Below are 14,265 nucleotides of genomic sequence, written 5' to 3' on the forward strand. Positions count from 1 at the left end.
TGACAACTGCCGGGAATGCGGTTGTCAGTGCCGGAAAATAAAAACCGGCGGGGCGGTTTCCGGGTATTTCAGCGAGCGAGCCAGCGGTGCAGCGAAGCGGTCAGCGCCTCGGGTGCGTCGAGGTGGATGAGGTGTCCGGCCGAACGGACCAATTCCAGTCCGGCGCCCGGGATCGTCCCGGCGAGCCGGTGTGCGCGATCGACCGGGATCCAGGTGTCCTCGGTGCCCCACACGACGAGCGTGGGCACGCTGACGTCGCGGTAGCGCGGCTCGATTTCGTCGGTGTACCGCTGATCGGCCTGCGCGATCTGCCGGTAAAAGGCGGCCTGCCCAGCTTCGCCGAGCCACGGTGCGACAAGCATCTCGTGCGCTTCGGCGGACAACGGACGATGCGCGGCGCCGGCGATGTACTCCCGCACCAGCGCCTCGTGCAGATTCGGCGGCAGTTGCGCGAACACGGCCGCGTTCTCCGCCACCAGACGGAAGAATTCCGAACCCCACGGGGCCAGCGCGACGACGTCCACCAGCGCCAGCGATCGGTAAGCCGCTCCGTGCAACAGAAACGCGCGCAGGCTGACCGCGCCGCCGTAGTCGTGCGCCACCACGTCCGGCTCTTCGAGCCCCCAATGGTCCAGCAGCGCGGCGAACGTCTCGCCTTGCGCGGCCAGCGAGACGTCCTGTCCCTCGGCCATGGTGGAACTGCCGTAGCCCGGCATGTCCCACAGGTACACGGTGAAGTCCGCCGCGAACGTCGCCGCGATCGGCTCCCACAGCTTCGACGACCACGGCGTGCCGTGACAGAACACGAGCGGCGGCCCCGAACCCTGCCGGGACCACCGGACCTCCTGTTCGCGCCAGTCGAAGACCTCCATCAGCGCTTCAGATCGGCGACGATCTCGTACGAACGCACCCGGTCCTCGTGTCCGTGCACCATCGTGGTGATCATCAGCTCGTTCGCGTCGGTGTCGGCCAGCAGCTGGTCCAGTCCCTTGCGGACACTCTCCGGCCCGCCGACGATGCTCGACCCGAACCGCTCGGCGAGGAACGCGCGGTCCATTTCGGTGTACGGGTACTCGGCGGCGTCCTCCGGCGTCGGCAACGCGATGGGGCGACCGCGGCGCAGGCTCAGGAAGGTCAGCCCGCTCGGCCCGGCCAGGTACTCCGCGCGCTCGTCGGTTTCGGCGGCGATCACCTGCACGCCCAGCATCACATACGGCTCGGAAAGCACCTCGGACGGCTGGAAGTTCTCGCGGTACAGGCGCACCGCCGGCAGCGTGTTCTCCGCCGCGAAATGGTGCGCGAAGGAGAACGGCAGCCCGAGCCGTCCGGCCAGCTGCGCGCTGAAGCCGGACGAGCCGAGCAGCCACACCGGCGGCTTGTTGCCCTCGGCGGTGACCGCGTTGACGCCGCGCGCCGCGTCCGGCTCGAAGTAGCTGATCAGCTCCATCAGGTGCTCGGGGAAGTTCTCCGCGGACAGCCCGCCCGGCCCGCGCAGCGCGAGCGCGGTGCGCTGGTCGGTGCCCGGCGCGCGGCCGATGCCCAGGTCGATCCGGCCCGGGTGGAACGCCTCCAGCGTGCCGAACTGCTCGGCCACCACGAGCGGCGCGTGGTTCGGCAGCATGATCCCGCCGGACCCGACGCGGATGCTCTCGGTGGCGTCCGCGACGTGCCCGATCAGCACCGCCGTGGCCGAGCTGGCGATGCCGGGCATGTTGTGGTGCTCGGCGAGCCAGTACCGGTGATAGCCCAGCCGCTCGGCGTTGCGGGCGAGATCGAGGGTGTTGCGCAGCGCCTCGCCGACCCCCTTCCCTTCGGAAACGGGGGAGAGGTCGAGCACGGACAGCGGCACGTCAGGCAGGGAGGTCACGTACAGCCGTAACGCACGCGGCCGCGATTCCCTTCCCGCCTACGCGTGCGGCAGCCAATCCGGGTTCGAGGCGAGCACGATGAGCTGCTGGGTCGCGCGGGTGAGCGCGACGTACAGCACGCGTCGCCCGGTCGAGGACTCGGTGACCAGGTCCATCGGCTCGACCAGCACGACCGCGTCGTATTCGAGGCCCTTCGAATCGAGCGACCCGACGACCTTGAGCCGCTCGTCGGTCTGCCCGGCGAGCCAGCCTTCGACCTCTTCGACGCGGTCCATGGCGGTGATCACCCCGACGGTGCCCTCGACCGCGCCGAGCAGTTCCTTCGCCGCGGTCTGCGTCGCCGTCGCCAGAGCCGCCTGGTCGACCGGCCGGACTTCCGGCTCGATTCCGGTGGTGCGCACGGCCTTGGGCAGTTCGTCGGCCTGCGCGTGGCCCGCCACGACCTTCGCCGCCAGGTCGAAGATCTCCGCCGAGTTCCGGTAGTTCGTGCGGAGCGTGAAGCGCCGCCGCGTGGTCTTCACGCCGAACGCCTGGTCGCGCGCCTGCGCCGCCTCGTCCGGATCCGGCCACGAACTCTGCACCGGGTCGCCCACGACGGTCCAGCTCGCGTACTTGCCGCGACGGCCGATCATCCGCCACTGCATCGGCGAAAGGTCCTGCGATTCGTCGACGACCACGTGCGAGTACTCGTCGTAGTGCTCCGGACGGTGCGGCGCGCCGCCGGAACTGCCGCGCTCCGGGGCCACCTCGACCACGGTCTGGCGACGGCGGCGCTTCGGCTCGGGACCGACCAGCACGCGCAGCTCGTCCAGCAACGCGACGTCGGCGACCGACCAGCCGCGCGAACGGTCCGCGAAATCGGCCGACAGCAGGCTGATCTCGGTGCGGTTCAGGATGCCCTTCGACGCGGCGGCCATCCGCTTCTCGTTGCCCAGCCACTTGAGCACCTGCGCCGGGTACAGCACCGGCCACCACACCACCAGGAACCGGTGGAAGTCGATGCGCTCGCCGAGATCGTTGATCAGCTCCGCGCGGTCGATCTCCTTGCCGTCCGCCTTCGCGTACTCCTCGGCCTTGTCCGCCAACGCGGCCAGCAACAGCTCTGCCACGCGTACGCGCGACCGGTTCGGCGGCGCGCCCTGCGTGTGCGCCTTGCGCCGTACCTTCTCCAACTCGCGCGCGGTGAGCTTCAGTACTTCGCCGCGATAGACGATCTTCAGCTCCGTCGGCGCTTCGGGCGGGGTGTCGCGCAACGCGCGCAGAAGCACCTTTCGCATGCGAAGCGAACCCTTGATCGCGGCCAGCGCGGCCGTGTCCTGTCGAGTCGCTTCGAGACCGTCGAGGACTTCGCCGAGCGCGCGCAGCTCTACGTTCGTTTCGCCCATCGACGGCAACACGCGCGAGATGTACGTGGTGAAGACGCCCGAAGGACCGATCACGAGAACGCCCGCGCCGCCGAGCTGACGGCGGTGCCGGTACAGCAGGTACGCGGCACGGTGCAGCGCGACGGCGGTCTTGCCGGTGCCCGGACCGCCGGTGATCTCGGTGACACCGCGCCACGGCGCCCGGATGACGTCGTCCTGTTCCTTCTGGATCGTCGCCACGATGTCGCGCATCTTCTCGCCGCGCGAGCGGCCGAGCGCGGCCATCAGCGCGCCCTCGCCGACGATCTGCATGTCCTCGGGGACGGCGTCGGCGATCAGCACGTCGTCGTCCACGTCCAGCACCGTCTGCCCGGAGCAGCGGATCACCCGGCGGCGCACGACGTCCATCGGCTCTTCGGCGGTGGCCTGGTAGAACGCGGCGGCGGCGGGCGCGCGCCAGTCGGTGACCAGGTTGTCGAACTCGGTGTCGCGGATCCCGAGGCGGCCCACGTAGATGTGCTCGCGGTCGAGATGGTCGAGCCTGCCGAAGACCAGTCCCTCGTACTCGGCGTCGAGCGTCTGCAGGGTCTGGTTCGCGTGGTAGACCATCATGTCGCGCTCGAACAGCATCGACGCCTGCTCGAAGATCGCTTCGCGCTGTGCTCCCTGGCCCAGCTCGTAGCCCTTGGCCCGCATCGCCTCGGCCTGGGTCCGCAGCTCGGCGAGCCGCGTGTAAACCCGGTCGACGTGTGCCTGCTCGACGGCGATCTCAGCCCGTCTCACCCGGGGTTCCGACACGCAACGCTCCCTTGAACTCCATCAACGCGCCTCTGAAGGGCGAAGGACGACTCTACGCGCCCGCGCGCGCGGGTTCGGCAAGTCCTGCCTAACGCCACATCGCGACCTTGGGCGAAGATGGCCGGGTGACGAGGATCGTGGCGGGGAAGGCGGGCGGACGGCGGCTGAAGGTGCCGCCCAAAGGCACCCGCCCGACGTCGGAGCGGGTGCGGGAAGCACTGTTCAACGCCCTCGAAGTGGCCGGCGAGCTGGACGGAGCCCGCGTGCTCGACCTCTACGCCGGCTCGGGCGCGCTCGGTCTCGAAGCGCTTTCACGCGGCGCCGCGGACGCGTGGTTCGTGGAAGCCGACCGCCGGGCCGCAGACGTGCTTCGCGGCAACGTCGCCGAGTTGCGGCTGGGCGGCACGGTGCGAGCCGGACAAGTGGAGACAGTGGTCGCCGCGCCTGCGACGGTGCAGTTCGACGTGGTGCTGGCAGATCCGCCGTACGCGGTCGACGCTGCTTCGCTGGGCACAGTGCTCGCTTCTCTACACAGCGGCGGTTGGCTCGCCGAAGGCGCGTTGGCAGTGATCGAACGCGCTGCGCGCGACGGTGCTCCGGACTGGCCGTCGACCTTCAAGCCGCTTCGCGACAAGCGCTACGGCGACACGGCGCTGTACTGGGCTGAGTACGACAGCTCATCTGAGGTGTGACGCAGTCGTCACGAGAGCGCGCGCGACGGCGGGGCTTGATAGCGTCCGCGCCATGCGGCGTGCGGTCTGTCCCGGCTCTTACGATCCGGCCACCAACGGACATCTCGACATCATCGAGCGGGCTTCGGCGCTCTTCGACGAGGTTGTCGTCGCCGTGGGGGTGAACAAGAGCAAGAAGGGCCTCTTCAGCGTCGAGGAACGCATGGAGATCCTGCGCGAGATCACCGCGAAACTGCCGAACGTGCGTGTCGATTCGTGGCAGGGCCTGCTCGTGGACTACTGCCGCGAGAACGACATCGCCGCGGTCGCGAAGGGCCTGCGCTCGGTCAGCGACTTCGACTACGAGCTGCAGATGGCCCAGATGAACCGCGAGCTCACCGGCCTCGAAACGCTGCTGATGGCCAACAACCCGGCGTACGGCTTCGTGTCCAGCTCGCTGGTCAAGGAGATCGCGGCGCTCGGCGGCGACATCGAGAACCTGGTGCCGCCGGTGGTCTACGAACGCCTCGTCGCGGTCTACGCCGAGCGGGACTGAGCACCGCGTCCGGCCGGAAGGCCAGTCCAGCGGCCGATTTAGCCTGAACGGCTTACTGCCTTCGTCGGGACTTCGGCCGCGGCCCGAAGCTGTTCACCTCGCGTCATTCTGCAGACCACCCGTCCGGGTTACCGTCCGAAAATGACCAACAACCGCAGCCGCATAGTCGGTGTCCTTTTCGCACTGCTGGTCGGTTTCCTGGGGTTCGGCACGGCCGCGGAGGCCGTCCCGCTGTCCCCGGCGGCTCCGGCGTCCGTGCAGCCGAAGCAGAACTCCTGCGGGGATCTGTCCGGCTTCACGCACGTCAAGCTGTCGGCGCTGCCCGCGCAGGCGACTGACACCTACAAGCTCATCCAGACGAACGGGCCGTTCCCGTACCCGAAGAACGACGGCGTCGTCTTCACCAACCGCGAGGGGATCCTGCCCTCCTGCGCGTCGAGCTACTACCACGAGTACACCGTGCCCACGCCCGGTTCGAGCAACCGCGGCACCCGCCGGATCGTGACCGGCCAGGGCGGCGAGTACTTCTACACCGGCGACCACTACGCGTCCTTCCAGGCCATCGACATCGACGGCGGCAGCACCCCGGTGAAGTGCGGCGACCTGTCGAAGCTGAGCCCGGTCGGCTACTCGACGCTGTCCGCCGACGCCAAGAAGGTCGTCGACGGCGTGCGCGAGGGCACCCTCAACGACGGCACGACCTACGAAAACCGCGAGGGCGTCCTGCCCGCGTGCGACGCCGGCTACTACACGCTGTACGACGTCGGCTCGGAAGACCGCGTGATCTCCGGCAAGGGCGGCGAGCTCGTCTACACGCCGGACCACTACGCCACCTTCAAGAAGATCGATCTCAACAGCTGACGCTGGTGCGGGAGGGGCGGTCTCACCGACGAGTGAGGCCGCCCCTTCCCGTGCGCACCAGGACACGCCCGGTCGGGTGCTCGTTCACCGGTTCAGGCTGCGAAGCGGGCAGACTGGAAGCCAGTGATCGGGGAAACTGCTTGAGGGAGTGGCCGTGTACCGGGTTTTCGAGGCACTCGACGAGCTCGTCACGATCGTCGAAGAGGCCCGTGGGGTTCCCATGACGTCCAGCTGCGTGGTGCCCCGCGGCGACGTCCTCGAGCTGCTCGACGACGTCCGAGACGCGCTTCCCGGCGAAGTGGACGACGCGCAGGACGTGCTCGACAAGCGCGACGACCTGCTGCTGGCCGCGCGCAAGGAGGCGGGGGAGACCGTCTCGAGCGCGAACGAGGAAGCCGAGCGGACGGTGTCGGACGCCACGTCCGAGGCCGAGCGCATCCTCGCCGACGCGCGCGCCCGCGCCGAGCAGATGCTGGGCGACGCGCACAACGAGGCCGAGCGCATGGTCGCGGGCGGACAGGCCGAGTACCAGAACCTCACCGAACGGTCCCGCGCCGAATCCGAGCGGATGATCCAGGCCGGCCGCGACGCCTACGACCGCGCGATCGAGGACGCCCGTGCCGAACAGGCCCGGCTCGTCTCGCAGACCGAGGTCGTGCAGGCCGCGCACGCCGAGTCCGCGCGGATCGTCGACGAGGCGCACGCCGAAGCCGACCGTCAGCGTGCCGATTGCGACGCGTACGTGGACGGCAAGCTGGCGGAGTTCTCCGAGTTGCTGGCGACCACGCTGCGCACCGTCGACTCGGGCCGTAACCACCTGCGCTCGCCCTCGACCGGCCATGGCGGCGGTCGCTCGACGCTGTACGACTACCAGGTCTGACCAACCGCCTCGCGGGTGTTCCGGCCGGTCGGGACGGATGCCCGAGGCTGTCGGCGGGGCTAGCGCCCCAATGTGGCATTGGGTGCATGCGACGCACCGAACGCCACATTGGGTGCATGCGACGCACCGAACGCCACATTGGGTGCATGCGACGCACCGAACGCCACATTGGGTGCATGCGACGCACCGAACGCCACATTGGGGCGCATGACCACCGCGCACCCGCGTGCCACCCGGCGCCGCGGCCTCGTGCGTGCCGGTCACGGTTCCGGCCGCGATCGGCGCTCGCCAGGCCTGGCCTCCTCCAACGAGGTTGCGGGGGCTGCGTACGCTGGTAGGCGATGTCCGAAAACCCTGCCCAGAACCCCCGCCCCGCGCAGCTCGACGACCGCAGCCCGTGGGTGGTCGACACCCGTGAGCTCGGCCGCCGCGCGGGACTCAGCCGGGAGTTGCGTCGCAGCGCGCCCGTGCCGACCTCGCTCGGCGTCCCCGGCGTGCTCGAAATCCGCGAAGGCGAGCCGGTCGAGCTCGACCTGATGCTCGAATCCGTCGTCGAGGGCGTCCTCGTCACCGGCACCGCCTCGGCGGTCGCCACCGGCGAGTGCTCGCGCTGCCTCGACCCGGTCACCGAGGACGTCGAGGTCGACCTCACCGAGCTGTTCGCCTACCCGGGCTCGGCCACCGAGGAGACCACCGACGAGGACGAGATCCCCCGCCTGGTCGACGACCGGATCGACCTCGAGCCGACCGTCCGCGACGCCGTGGTGCTGGCGCTCCCGCTCGCCCCGCTGTGCCGCGAGGACTGCCCGGGACTGTGCATCGAATGCGGCGTCAAGTGGGCCGATCTCGAGCCCGGACACGGGCATGAGAAGATAGATCCTCGGTGGGCCGCGCTGGTCGAGCGATTCGACGAGAACGCGGGCGAAAAGCCTGCGCACGGCTCCGGAGAGCAAGCCTGACGAGCGTCCAGCTCGATCCGGGAGAAGTAAGTTCGCTCGCATCCGCGAGCAGACCGTTTGAAGGAGATCTACTCGTGGCCGTCCCGAAGCGGAAGATGTCGCGATCCAACACGCGCTCCCGCCGCAGCCAGTGGAAGGCGGCTCCGGTTCAGCTGGTGCCCTGCTCCAACCGCGCCTGCCGCCAGCCGAAAATCCAGCACGTCGCTTGCCCGGCTTGCGGCCAGCACAACGGCCGCCAGGTCGTCGAGCCCGCCTGAGCGGGCAGCCGACCATGGGGGGTAAGCCCGTCGGAGGACCCGCGGCCGATCCCGCATCGTTGCTCGAGGCGCTCGGGGTCGTTCTCGACCCCGAGCTGCTCCGTCTTTCGCTCACGCACCGCTCGTACGCGTACGAGCACGGCGGCCTGCCGCCGAACGAGCGACTGGAGTTCCTCGGAGACGCGGTGCTCGGCCTCGTCGTCACCGACCACCTCTACACCACCCACCCCGACCTGCCCGAGGGCCAGCTCGCGAAGCTGCGCGCCAGCGTCGTCAACATGCACGCGCTGGCCGGCGTCGCGCGCGGGCTCGGCGAGGGCGGGCTCGGGGCGCATCTGCTGCTGGGCAAGGGCGAAGAGCTCACCGGCGGCCGGGACAAGGCGAGCATCCTCGCCGACGGTCTCGAAGCCGTCATCGGCGCCACGTACCTCGCGCACGGCATCGAGGTCGCGCGCAAGCTCGTGCACCACCTCTTCGACGGGTTGCTGGCCGAGGCTCCGCTGCGCGGGGCAGGCCTCGACTGGAAGACCAGCCTGCAGGAGCTGACCGCCTCCGGGGGACTCGGCGTGCCCGAGTACCGCGTCGAGGACAGCGGTCCCGACCACCGCAAGGAATTCACCGCCACCGTGCTGGTAGCGGGCCGTGCGCTGGGCGAAGGCAACGGCACCACGAAGAAGGAAGCCGAGCAGAAGGCCGCGGAGACCGCCTGGCGGGCCCTGTCGGAGGAACTCGGCACGGGCGACGACGCGAGCTGACGCGTCGCACTCTTCCCGGGGCCGGTCGACCTAGGTCGACCGGCCCCGTTTTTTGTCGGTGGCGCCGGGCAGAATGAGCGCATGCCCGAACTACCCGAGGTCGAGACCGTCCGCGCCGGTCTCGAAGCGCACGTCGCCGGCCGTACCGTCCGGGCCGTCGAGGTGCTGCACGACCGCGCGATCCGGCGGCACGCCCAGGGAGCCGCCGACTTCACCGGACGGCTCGCCGGAGTCACGATCGAAGCCGCGCGGCGGCGCGGCAAATACCTGTGGCTGGAACTGTCCGACGGCGAGGCGGTGCTGGCGCATCTCGGCATGAGCGGCCAGATGCTGGTGCAGCCCGAGGACGCGCCGGACGAGAAACACCTGCGCGTCCGGGTCCGGTTCGCCGACGACGGACCGGAACTGCGGTTCGTCGACCAGCGCACGTTCGGCGGACTGGCGCTGGACGAACTGGTCGAGGTCGACGGCGACAGCCTGCCCGGCACGATCGCGCACATCGCCCGGGACCCGATGGACCCGAAATTCGATCCGGAGGCGGCGGTGCGCGCACTGCGCTCGCGGCGGACCGAGGTGAAGCGTGCGCTGCTGGACCAGACGTTGGTGTCCGGGGTGGGCAACATCTATGCCGACGAGGCGTTGTGGCGGGCCAAGCTGCATTGGTCCCGGCCGACCGAGAAACTCACTGCCGCGCAAGGGCGAACGCTGTTGTCCGCGGCCAGCGACGTGATGTCGGCAGCGTTGCTCGTGGGCGGGACGTCGTTTGACGCGCTTTATGTGAATGTGAACGGACAGTCTGGGTATTTCGAGCGCTCGCTCGATGCGTACGGCCGGGAAGGGATGCCGTGCCGTCGGTGCGGGTCGCCGATCCGGAGGGAGCCGTTCATGAACCGGTCGTCGTTCTCGTGCCCGCGGTGTCAGCGGCGGGCTCGGGCCGCTTAGTCGCGCGGAGGCGGGTGAAGCCAAGCCAGCGACGGTCGTCGCCAGTGCGAGCCATGCGAACCGGTCGCCGAAGCGGGTGTGGAGTGTCTGGCCGGGGTCGGCGGGAACGTCGGTAGCCGCCGGTGCGGGCCTAGTCGAGGACGCGGGCGTAGCTGTCGGGCAGCGTCAGGCTGCTGTTCGCGTCGCGGTGTCGGCGGCGGACTCGGGTCGCTTAACAGCGCGGAGGCGGGTGAACACTAAGCCAGCAGCGGTCATCGCCAGCGCGAGCCAAGCGAACCAGTCGCCGAAGCGGGTGTAGAAGGTCTGGCCAGGACCCGCCGGGACGTCGGCGACGACTGACGTGAACGGGGCTGGGCCGCCGGTGCGGGCTTCGCCGAGGACGCGGCCGTAGCCGTCGGACAGCATCAGGCTGCCGTTCGCGTCGGAGAGGGCTATCGACTGTCCGCTTTCGACACCTCGGAGCAGCGCGTTGCGGGTGTGCTGCCAGCCGCCCTCGTCGTTGGTGCCCGGTGGGACCGCCAGTTCCGCGGGGACGGCGAGGATCCGCGAACCGGCGGCGGCGTAGTCGCGGCTGGGGGAGGGGAACGTCGTGTCGCCGCAGATCACCAAGCCGGTCGGGACCTTCGTGCCGGGGACGAACACCAGGTCCCGGCCGGGCGGGCTCACCAGGTCGTGGTGCTTCAGGTAGCGAGCGGGCGCCGAGCCGTCGGCGGGGAAGGCCAGTGCGTAGTCGTAGTTGTGCTTGCCAGGGCGGTCGTAATACTCGAAGCCGACCACGATCGCCGCACCACGGGCCTTCGCCGCGCGTCGCATCGGCTCGACCAGTGCGGCGGGCCATTCTTCTTCGGCGCTGAAAGCGGCTTCCGGCAAGACAACGAGCTGCACGCCGTCGGGCATGGCGGAAATCTGGTCGATGTAATCCTGCACCAGGGCACGGCCGCGAGCGGTGCCAAGTTCGGGACCCCAGTGGTAGCCGGCGTTTTGCGTGATCGCGGCCATCCGCACCGTCGGGCCGCCCGTGCCGGAAAGTCGTAGGGCGCCGCCGCCGAGGGACAGCGTCATGATGACTGCGGCGACCACACCGGTGCGCAGCCGGGAAGCGCCGGGTGCGCACATCGCGGCGACCGCACAGGCGGGCAGCAGCACCAAAAACTCGACGCCCCACATTCCGGCCCACGACGCGGTTTGCAGTACGAGGGGCGCGTCGCCTTGGTCGTTGGCGAGGGAACCCATCATTCCCATCGGGTTCAAGGTCGCGATCAAGTACAGGAGGGCGGTCCACGCCGCGGGGGCGGCCAGGCTGGCCAGCAGCGTCCGGCGGCGGCGCGCCAAGGCCCAGAAAAGCCAGACCGCGAACGTGAACACCAGCGACATCCCGACATCGATGGCGGCGCCGAACGGCCACAGCGGTTCGTCGCCGGAATGTGCTTGGTAGGCCCACATATTCGCGGTGCCGAGCAGGAAAGCGCCGAACGCGGTGCCCGCGGCGGTCCATCCGCCGACGCGGGTTGCCAGCAGCAGCACCGGAAACGGCGCGAACCAGGTCAACGCGGCGATCGGCGCGAGGCCGGTGCCGAAGTAGAAGAGCACCGCCGAAGACAGGAGTGCGGCTGGGATTTGCCAGCGGGCGTGAGGTTTTGAGGTCATCGGAGATCCTTCGAGGGCTCCGTTGGCATAGGGTGCACGGCCCGGATCTCTCGGCGGGCATTACGTTCTGAGGTCATCGGAGACCCTCCGGAGGCTCCGTTGGCCGAGGGCGCGCGGCCTGGATCTCTCGGTGAGTGTGAGGTTTTGAGCTCATCGGAGACTCCGGACGCTCCGTTGGCCGAGGGGCGCGGGCCCGGACCTCTCGGCGGGCATTACGTTCTGAGGCCATCGAAAATCCTCCGGGAAGTACGTCGGCACAGTGCGCGGAACTCGGGTTCCGCCACCCCCATCCGGCCCGCGAGGTAGTGCAGCACCATGCCTTGCGTCTGCGTGCTCACGGTCAGCGCGGCTTCGAGCGGATCGTCCTCGCGCAGGACGCCGTCGCGCATGCCTTCTTCGATCAAGCGCACCAGCGCGGTGAACGGCGGCGAGCCGGGCTCGCGGAAACCGTCCGGGTACAGCCGGGCTTGGGCGCCGTCGTCGGTCATCAGGAAGCGGTACAGGTGCGGCTGGCCGAGCGCGAAATCCAGGAACCGGGCCAGCAGCGCGTCGAAGCGGTCGAACCAGTCGCCGTCCGGGGCCGGGTCTTTCCACGCCGCGCCCAGTTCGCGGCCGGTGGCGTCGGCGACCGCGCGCAGCAGGACCTCTCGGTTCTCGTAGTGCCGGTAGATCGCCATCGCGGTGACTCCGGCGGCTTCGGCGACCCGGCGCATGCTGACCGCCGCCGCGCCCTCGGCGGCGATGATCTCGCGCGCCGCCGACGCGAGCCGTTCGGCTGTCGGGATCTCGACCATGTCTACACTGTAGACTAGGAGGTCTACGCTGTATACTTGATCGTTTGTCTCCCGCTGACCTGGCCGGATGGGCAGCGATACCGCCGGATGGCCGCTCGCCGCGCACACTACTGCGCTATGCGTGGTACCTTCTCTCGCGTAACACCGGGGAAGGAACGCCGTGGAGATCAGTCAGCTGCTCAAGGGAGTGCTGGACCTGGCGGTCCTCGCGGTGCTGCGCGACGACGACGGGTACGGCTACGACGTGCTGCGAAGACTTCGCGTCGCCGGCCTGGACGAGGTCGGGGACGCATCGGTGTACGGCACGCTGCGGCGGCTGTACAAGGCGGGGTTGCTGACGTCCTATGTGGTTCCGAGCGAAGAAGGCCCGCACCGCAAGTACTACAGCTTGAACGACCGGGGCCGGGCGCGGCTCGCCGAATCGGCGCGCACGTGGCGCAGCTTCGCGTCCACTATGGACAGTTTGGTGAAAGAGCGGGCCTGACCGCGCGGACAGGCGGAACGCGGCACGAATCGGGGAGAGGCAGCAATGAGCACGGACAAGCCGACGGCCGCGCGGGCGTACCTGTCGAGGGTGCGCACCGCGCTCGCGGATCTGCCCGCGAACGAGATCGAGGAACTGCTCGAGGACGTCCGGCCGCAGCTGGCCGAGATGGAGACGGAACTCGGGGCGGCGGCGAAGGTCGAGGACCTCGTCGCGCGGCTCGGCACCCCGGAGAGCTACGCGGCCGAGCTGCGGGCGTCCGGCGGCTACCCGCCCGCCCCGGCGGCTCCGGAAGCGGCGACCGAGGTGCTCCCGGCGGCGAAGCCGGGCCGGGTCGGACCGCGGCTTGCCCTGTGGGGCTTGCTGTTCAGTGCGGCGGGGACGGCGCTGGTGGCGTTCTCCGCCGCGGTGCGTTTCGACGCCGAGGTGCTGATCGGGATGCTCGTGCTCGCCCCCGTCTTCGCGGTGAGCGTGGCTTTCCTGCTGCTCCGCGGGGTCGACGCGATGCGGGAGCTGCCGGAAGTGGTCCGCGCCAAGGCGATGGTGAAGTCGATGCGGGCCGACCGGTCGGCCGATCGCGCGCTCACGTATCTGAACTCGCTGAAGCCGGCGTGGTGGGTGGTCTGCGGGTTCGCGCTGCTGGCGTTCGGGCTGCTGCTGATGGTCCGGAACCTGCACGCGATCCTGCTGCTGCCGGTGCTGCTGGTCGGCGCGGGCCTCGTGATGTGGGCGGGCCCGCGCACCAAGGCCGACGGACGGATGCTGTGGATCGCGGTTCCGGTGTCGGCGTTCGTGGTGGGCAGCGCGTTCGGCGGCCTCGGCGCGGCGGTCAACCTCGTCCGCGACCGCTCGTACTCGTCGAACTCCACCCCGATCTACACCTCGTCGATGTACCAGGACTCCCACGGCAACGACTCGCTGCGCTACGGCCAGCACGAACTGACCAACCTGTACGTCTTCGACGCGAACGGCAAACCGCTCGAGAACGTCTACCTGTACGACGACCGGGGCCGCCCGCTCACCATCACGCGCTACGGCTGCGAGAAGGACACCGGCACGAGCCAGATGACCGGGCAGGACAACCAGTTCCCGCGCCCGAAGGTTGTCGAGGGAGTGCAGGACGACCACGGGAATGTCAACGGCTACAACGGTTATCGCGGATACTGCCGGGAGGACGCCGGGGTGCCGTTCGCGGCGGTGATCCCGAAGGCTCCGGCGACGTCCGGAACGCCAGCCCCGCCGGGCACTCCGGTCAAGCCCGCTCCGCCGACGCGGTAACCGGGGAGCTCGTGAGTGCCGGTGCCGGTTAGAACCCAATGCCGCGTAGCTTAGTTTGATCATGCTGCTGGGGTGAGTTTGCGGAGTCTGATGGCGGGTGGGCCGGGGTGGCGGGTGCTGGCGGGTTCGGTGCGTTTCTTGACCCGGTAGG

General features: G+C 69.6%; 15 protein-coding genes. 10 read left to right on the forward strand and 5 right to left on the reverse strand.

What is annotated here, in order from left to right; translation table 11 throughout:
- Positions 1 to 68 precede the first annotated feature (68 nt).
- The 3 genes from PUT80_RS31655 to PUT80_RS31665 are packed head-to-tail and all read right to left on the reverse strand — an operon-like array spanning position 69 to position 4,030.
- On the reverse strand, positions 69 to 872 hold the full coding sequence (locus PUT80_RS31655; RefSeq protein WP_275294370.1) for an alpha/beta hydrolase: 804 nt from the start codon (positions 870 to 872) through the stop codon (positions 69 to 71).
- The gene (locus PUT80_RS31660; protein ID WP_205673051.1) at positions 872 to 1,867 is read right to left on the reverse strand and encodes an LLM class flavin-dependent oxidoreductase; all 996 of its coding nucleotides are present in this window, start codon (positions 1,865 to 1,867) and stop codon (positions 872 to 874) included. The genes PUT80_RS31655 and PUT80_RS31660 overlap by 1 nt, the downstream gene beginning before the upstream one ends.
- Before the next feature lie 39 nt (positions 1,868 to 1,906).
- Positions 1,907 to 4,030 carry an AAA family ATPase gene (locus PUT80_RS31665; protein ID WP_037811662.1) on the reverse strand — a complete coding sequence of 708 codons (2,124 nt, stop codon included), beginning with the start codon at positions 4,028 to 4,030 and terminating at the stop codon, positions 1,907 to 1,909.
- Between the two features lie 125 nt (positions 4,031 to 4,155).
- Between PUT80_RS31665 and rsmD the strand changes: the two genes are divergently transcribed.
- The 8 genes from rsmD (at position 4,156) to mutM (ending at position 9,911) form a co-directional block, all read left to right on the forward strand.
- On the forward strand, positions 4,156 to 4,722 hold the full coding sequence (gene rsmD, locus PUT80_RS31670; RefSeq protein WP_275294371.1) for a 16S rRNA (guanine(966)-N(2))-methyltransferase RsmD: 567 nt from the start codon (positions 4,156 to 4,158) through the stop codon (positions 4,720 to 4,722).
- 52 nt (positions 4,723 to 4,774) lie between these two features.
- The gene (gene coaD / locus PUT80_RS31675) at positions 4,775 to 5,257 is read left to right on the forward strand and encodes a pantetheine-phosphate adenylyltransferase (RefSeq protein WP_275294372.1); all 483 of its coding nucleotides are present in this window, start codon (positions 4,775 to 4,777) and stop codon (positions 5,255 to 5,257) included.
- 141 nt (positions 5,258 to 5,398) lie between these two features.
- Positions 5,399 to 6,118, forward strand: coding sequence for a ribonuclease domain-containing protein (locus PUT80_RS31680; protein ID WP_275294373.1), 720 nt, complete (start codon positions 5,399 to 5,401; stop codon positions 6,116 to 6,118).
- 154 nt (positions 6,119 to 6,272) lie between these two features.
- Positions 6,273 to 6,998 (forward strand): DivIVA domain-containing protein, encoded by a 726-nt coding sequence (locus tag PUT80_RS31685; protein ID WP_037812104.1) that lies wholly within the window; start codon positions 6,273 to 6,275, stop codon positions 6,996 to 6,998.
- A gap of 341 nt (positions 6,999 to 7,339) precedes the next feature.
- Positions 7,340 to 7,957, forward strand: a complete 618-nt coding sequence (locus PUT80_RS31690) for a DUF177 domain-containing protein (RefSeq protein WP_037811654.1) — start codon at positions 7,340 to 7,342, stop codon at positions 7,955 to 7,957.
- A 74-nt stretch (positions 7,958 to 8,031) separates the two neighbouring features.
- Positions 8,032 to 8,214, forward strand: a complete 183-nt coding sequence (rpmF, locus tag PUT80_RS31695; RefSeq protein WP_009074209.1) for a 50S ribosomal protein L32 — start codon at positions 8,032 to 8,034, stop codon at positions 8,212 to 8,214.
- Positions 8,215 to 8,228: 14 nt separating this feature from the next.
- Positions 8,229 to 8,969, forward strand: coding sequence for a ribonuclease III (rnc, locus tag PUT80_RS31700; protein WP_182892148.1), 741 nt, complete (start codon positions 8,229 to 8,231; stop codon positions 8,967 to 8,969).
- Positions 8,970 to 9,050: 81 nt separating this feature from the next.
- A complete protein-coding gene (mutM, locus tag PUT80_RS31705) occupies positions 9,051 to 9,911 on the forward strand; it encodes a bifunctional DNA-formamidopyrimidine glycosylase/DNA-(apurinic or apyrimidinic site) lyase (protein WP_275294374.1) in 861 nt (286 codons plus the stop codon).
- A gap of 165 nt (positions 9,912 to 10,076) precedes the next feature.
- On the opposite strand, the gene PUT80_RS31710 is transcribed toward mutM, so the two are convergent.
- Together PUT80_RS31710 and PUT80_RS31715 are read right to left on the reverse strand one after the other, a co-directional pair.
- Entirely contained in the window at positions 10,077 to 11,558 is a 1,482-nt protein-coding gene (locus PUT80_RS31710) for a nitrilase-related carbon-nitrogen hydrolase (protein ID WP_275294375.1), read from the reverse strand.
- Between the two features lie 212 nt (positions 11,559 to 11,770).
- Positions 11,771 to 12,352 (reverse strand): TetR/AcrR family transcriptional regulator, encoded by a 582-nt coding sequence (locus PUT80_RS31715; protein WP_134727859.1) that lies wholly within the window; start codon positions 12,350 to 12,352, stop codon positions 11,771 to 11,773.
- Positions 12,353 to 12,512: 160 nt separating this feature from the next.
- Between PUT80_RS31715 and PUT80_RS31720 the strand changes: the two genes are divergently transcribed.
- Together PUT80_RS31720 and PUT80_RS31725 are read left to right on the forward strand one after the other, a co-directional pair.
- Positions 12,513 to 12,836 (forward strand): PadR family transcriptional regulator, encoded by a 324-nt coding sequence (locus PUT80_RS31720; RefSeq protein ID WP_037811647.1) that lies wholly within the window; start codon positions 12,513 to 12,515, stop codon positions 12,834 to 12,836.
- A 45-nt stretch (positions 12,837 to 12,881) separates the two neighbouring features.
- Complete coding sequence (locus tag PUT80_RS31725; RefSeq protein WP_275294376.1) at positions 12,882 to 14,114, forward strand: hypothetical protein; 1,233 nt, start codon at positions 12,882 to 12,884, stop codon at positions 14,112 to 14,114.
- Positions 14,115 to 14,265: the final 151 nt, after the last annotated feature.

The organism is Amycolatopsis sp. La24 (genome assembly GCF_029087445.1).
Lineage (GTDB): Bacteria > Actinomycetota > Actinomycetes > Mycobacteriales > Pseudonocardiaceae > Amycolatopsis > Amycolatopsis nivea.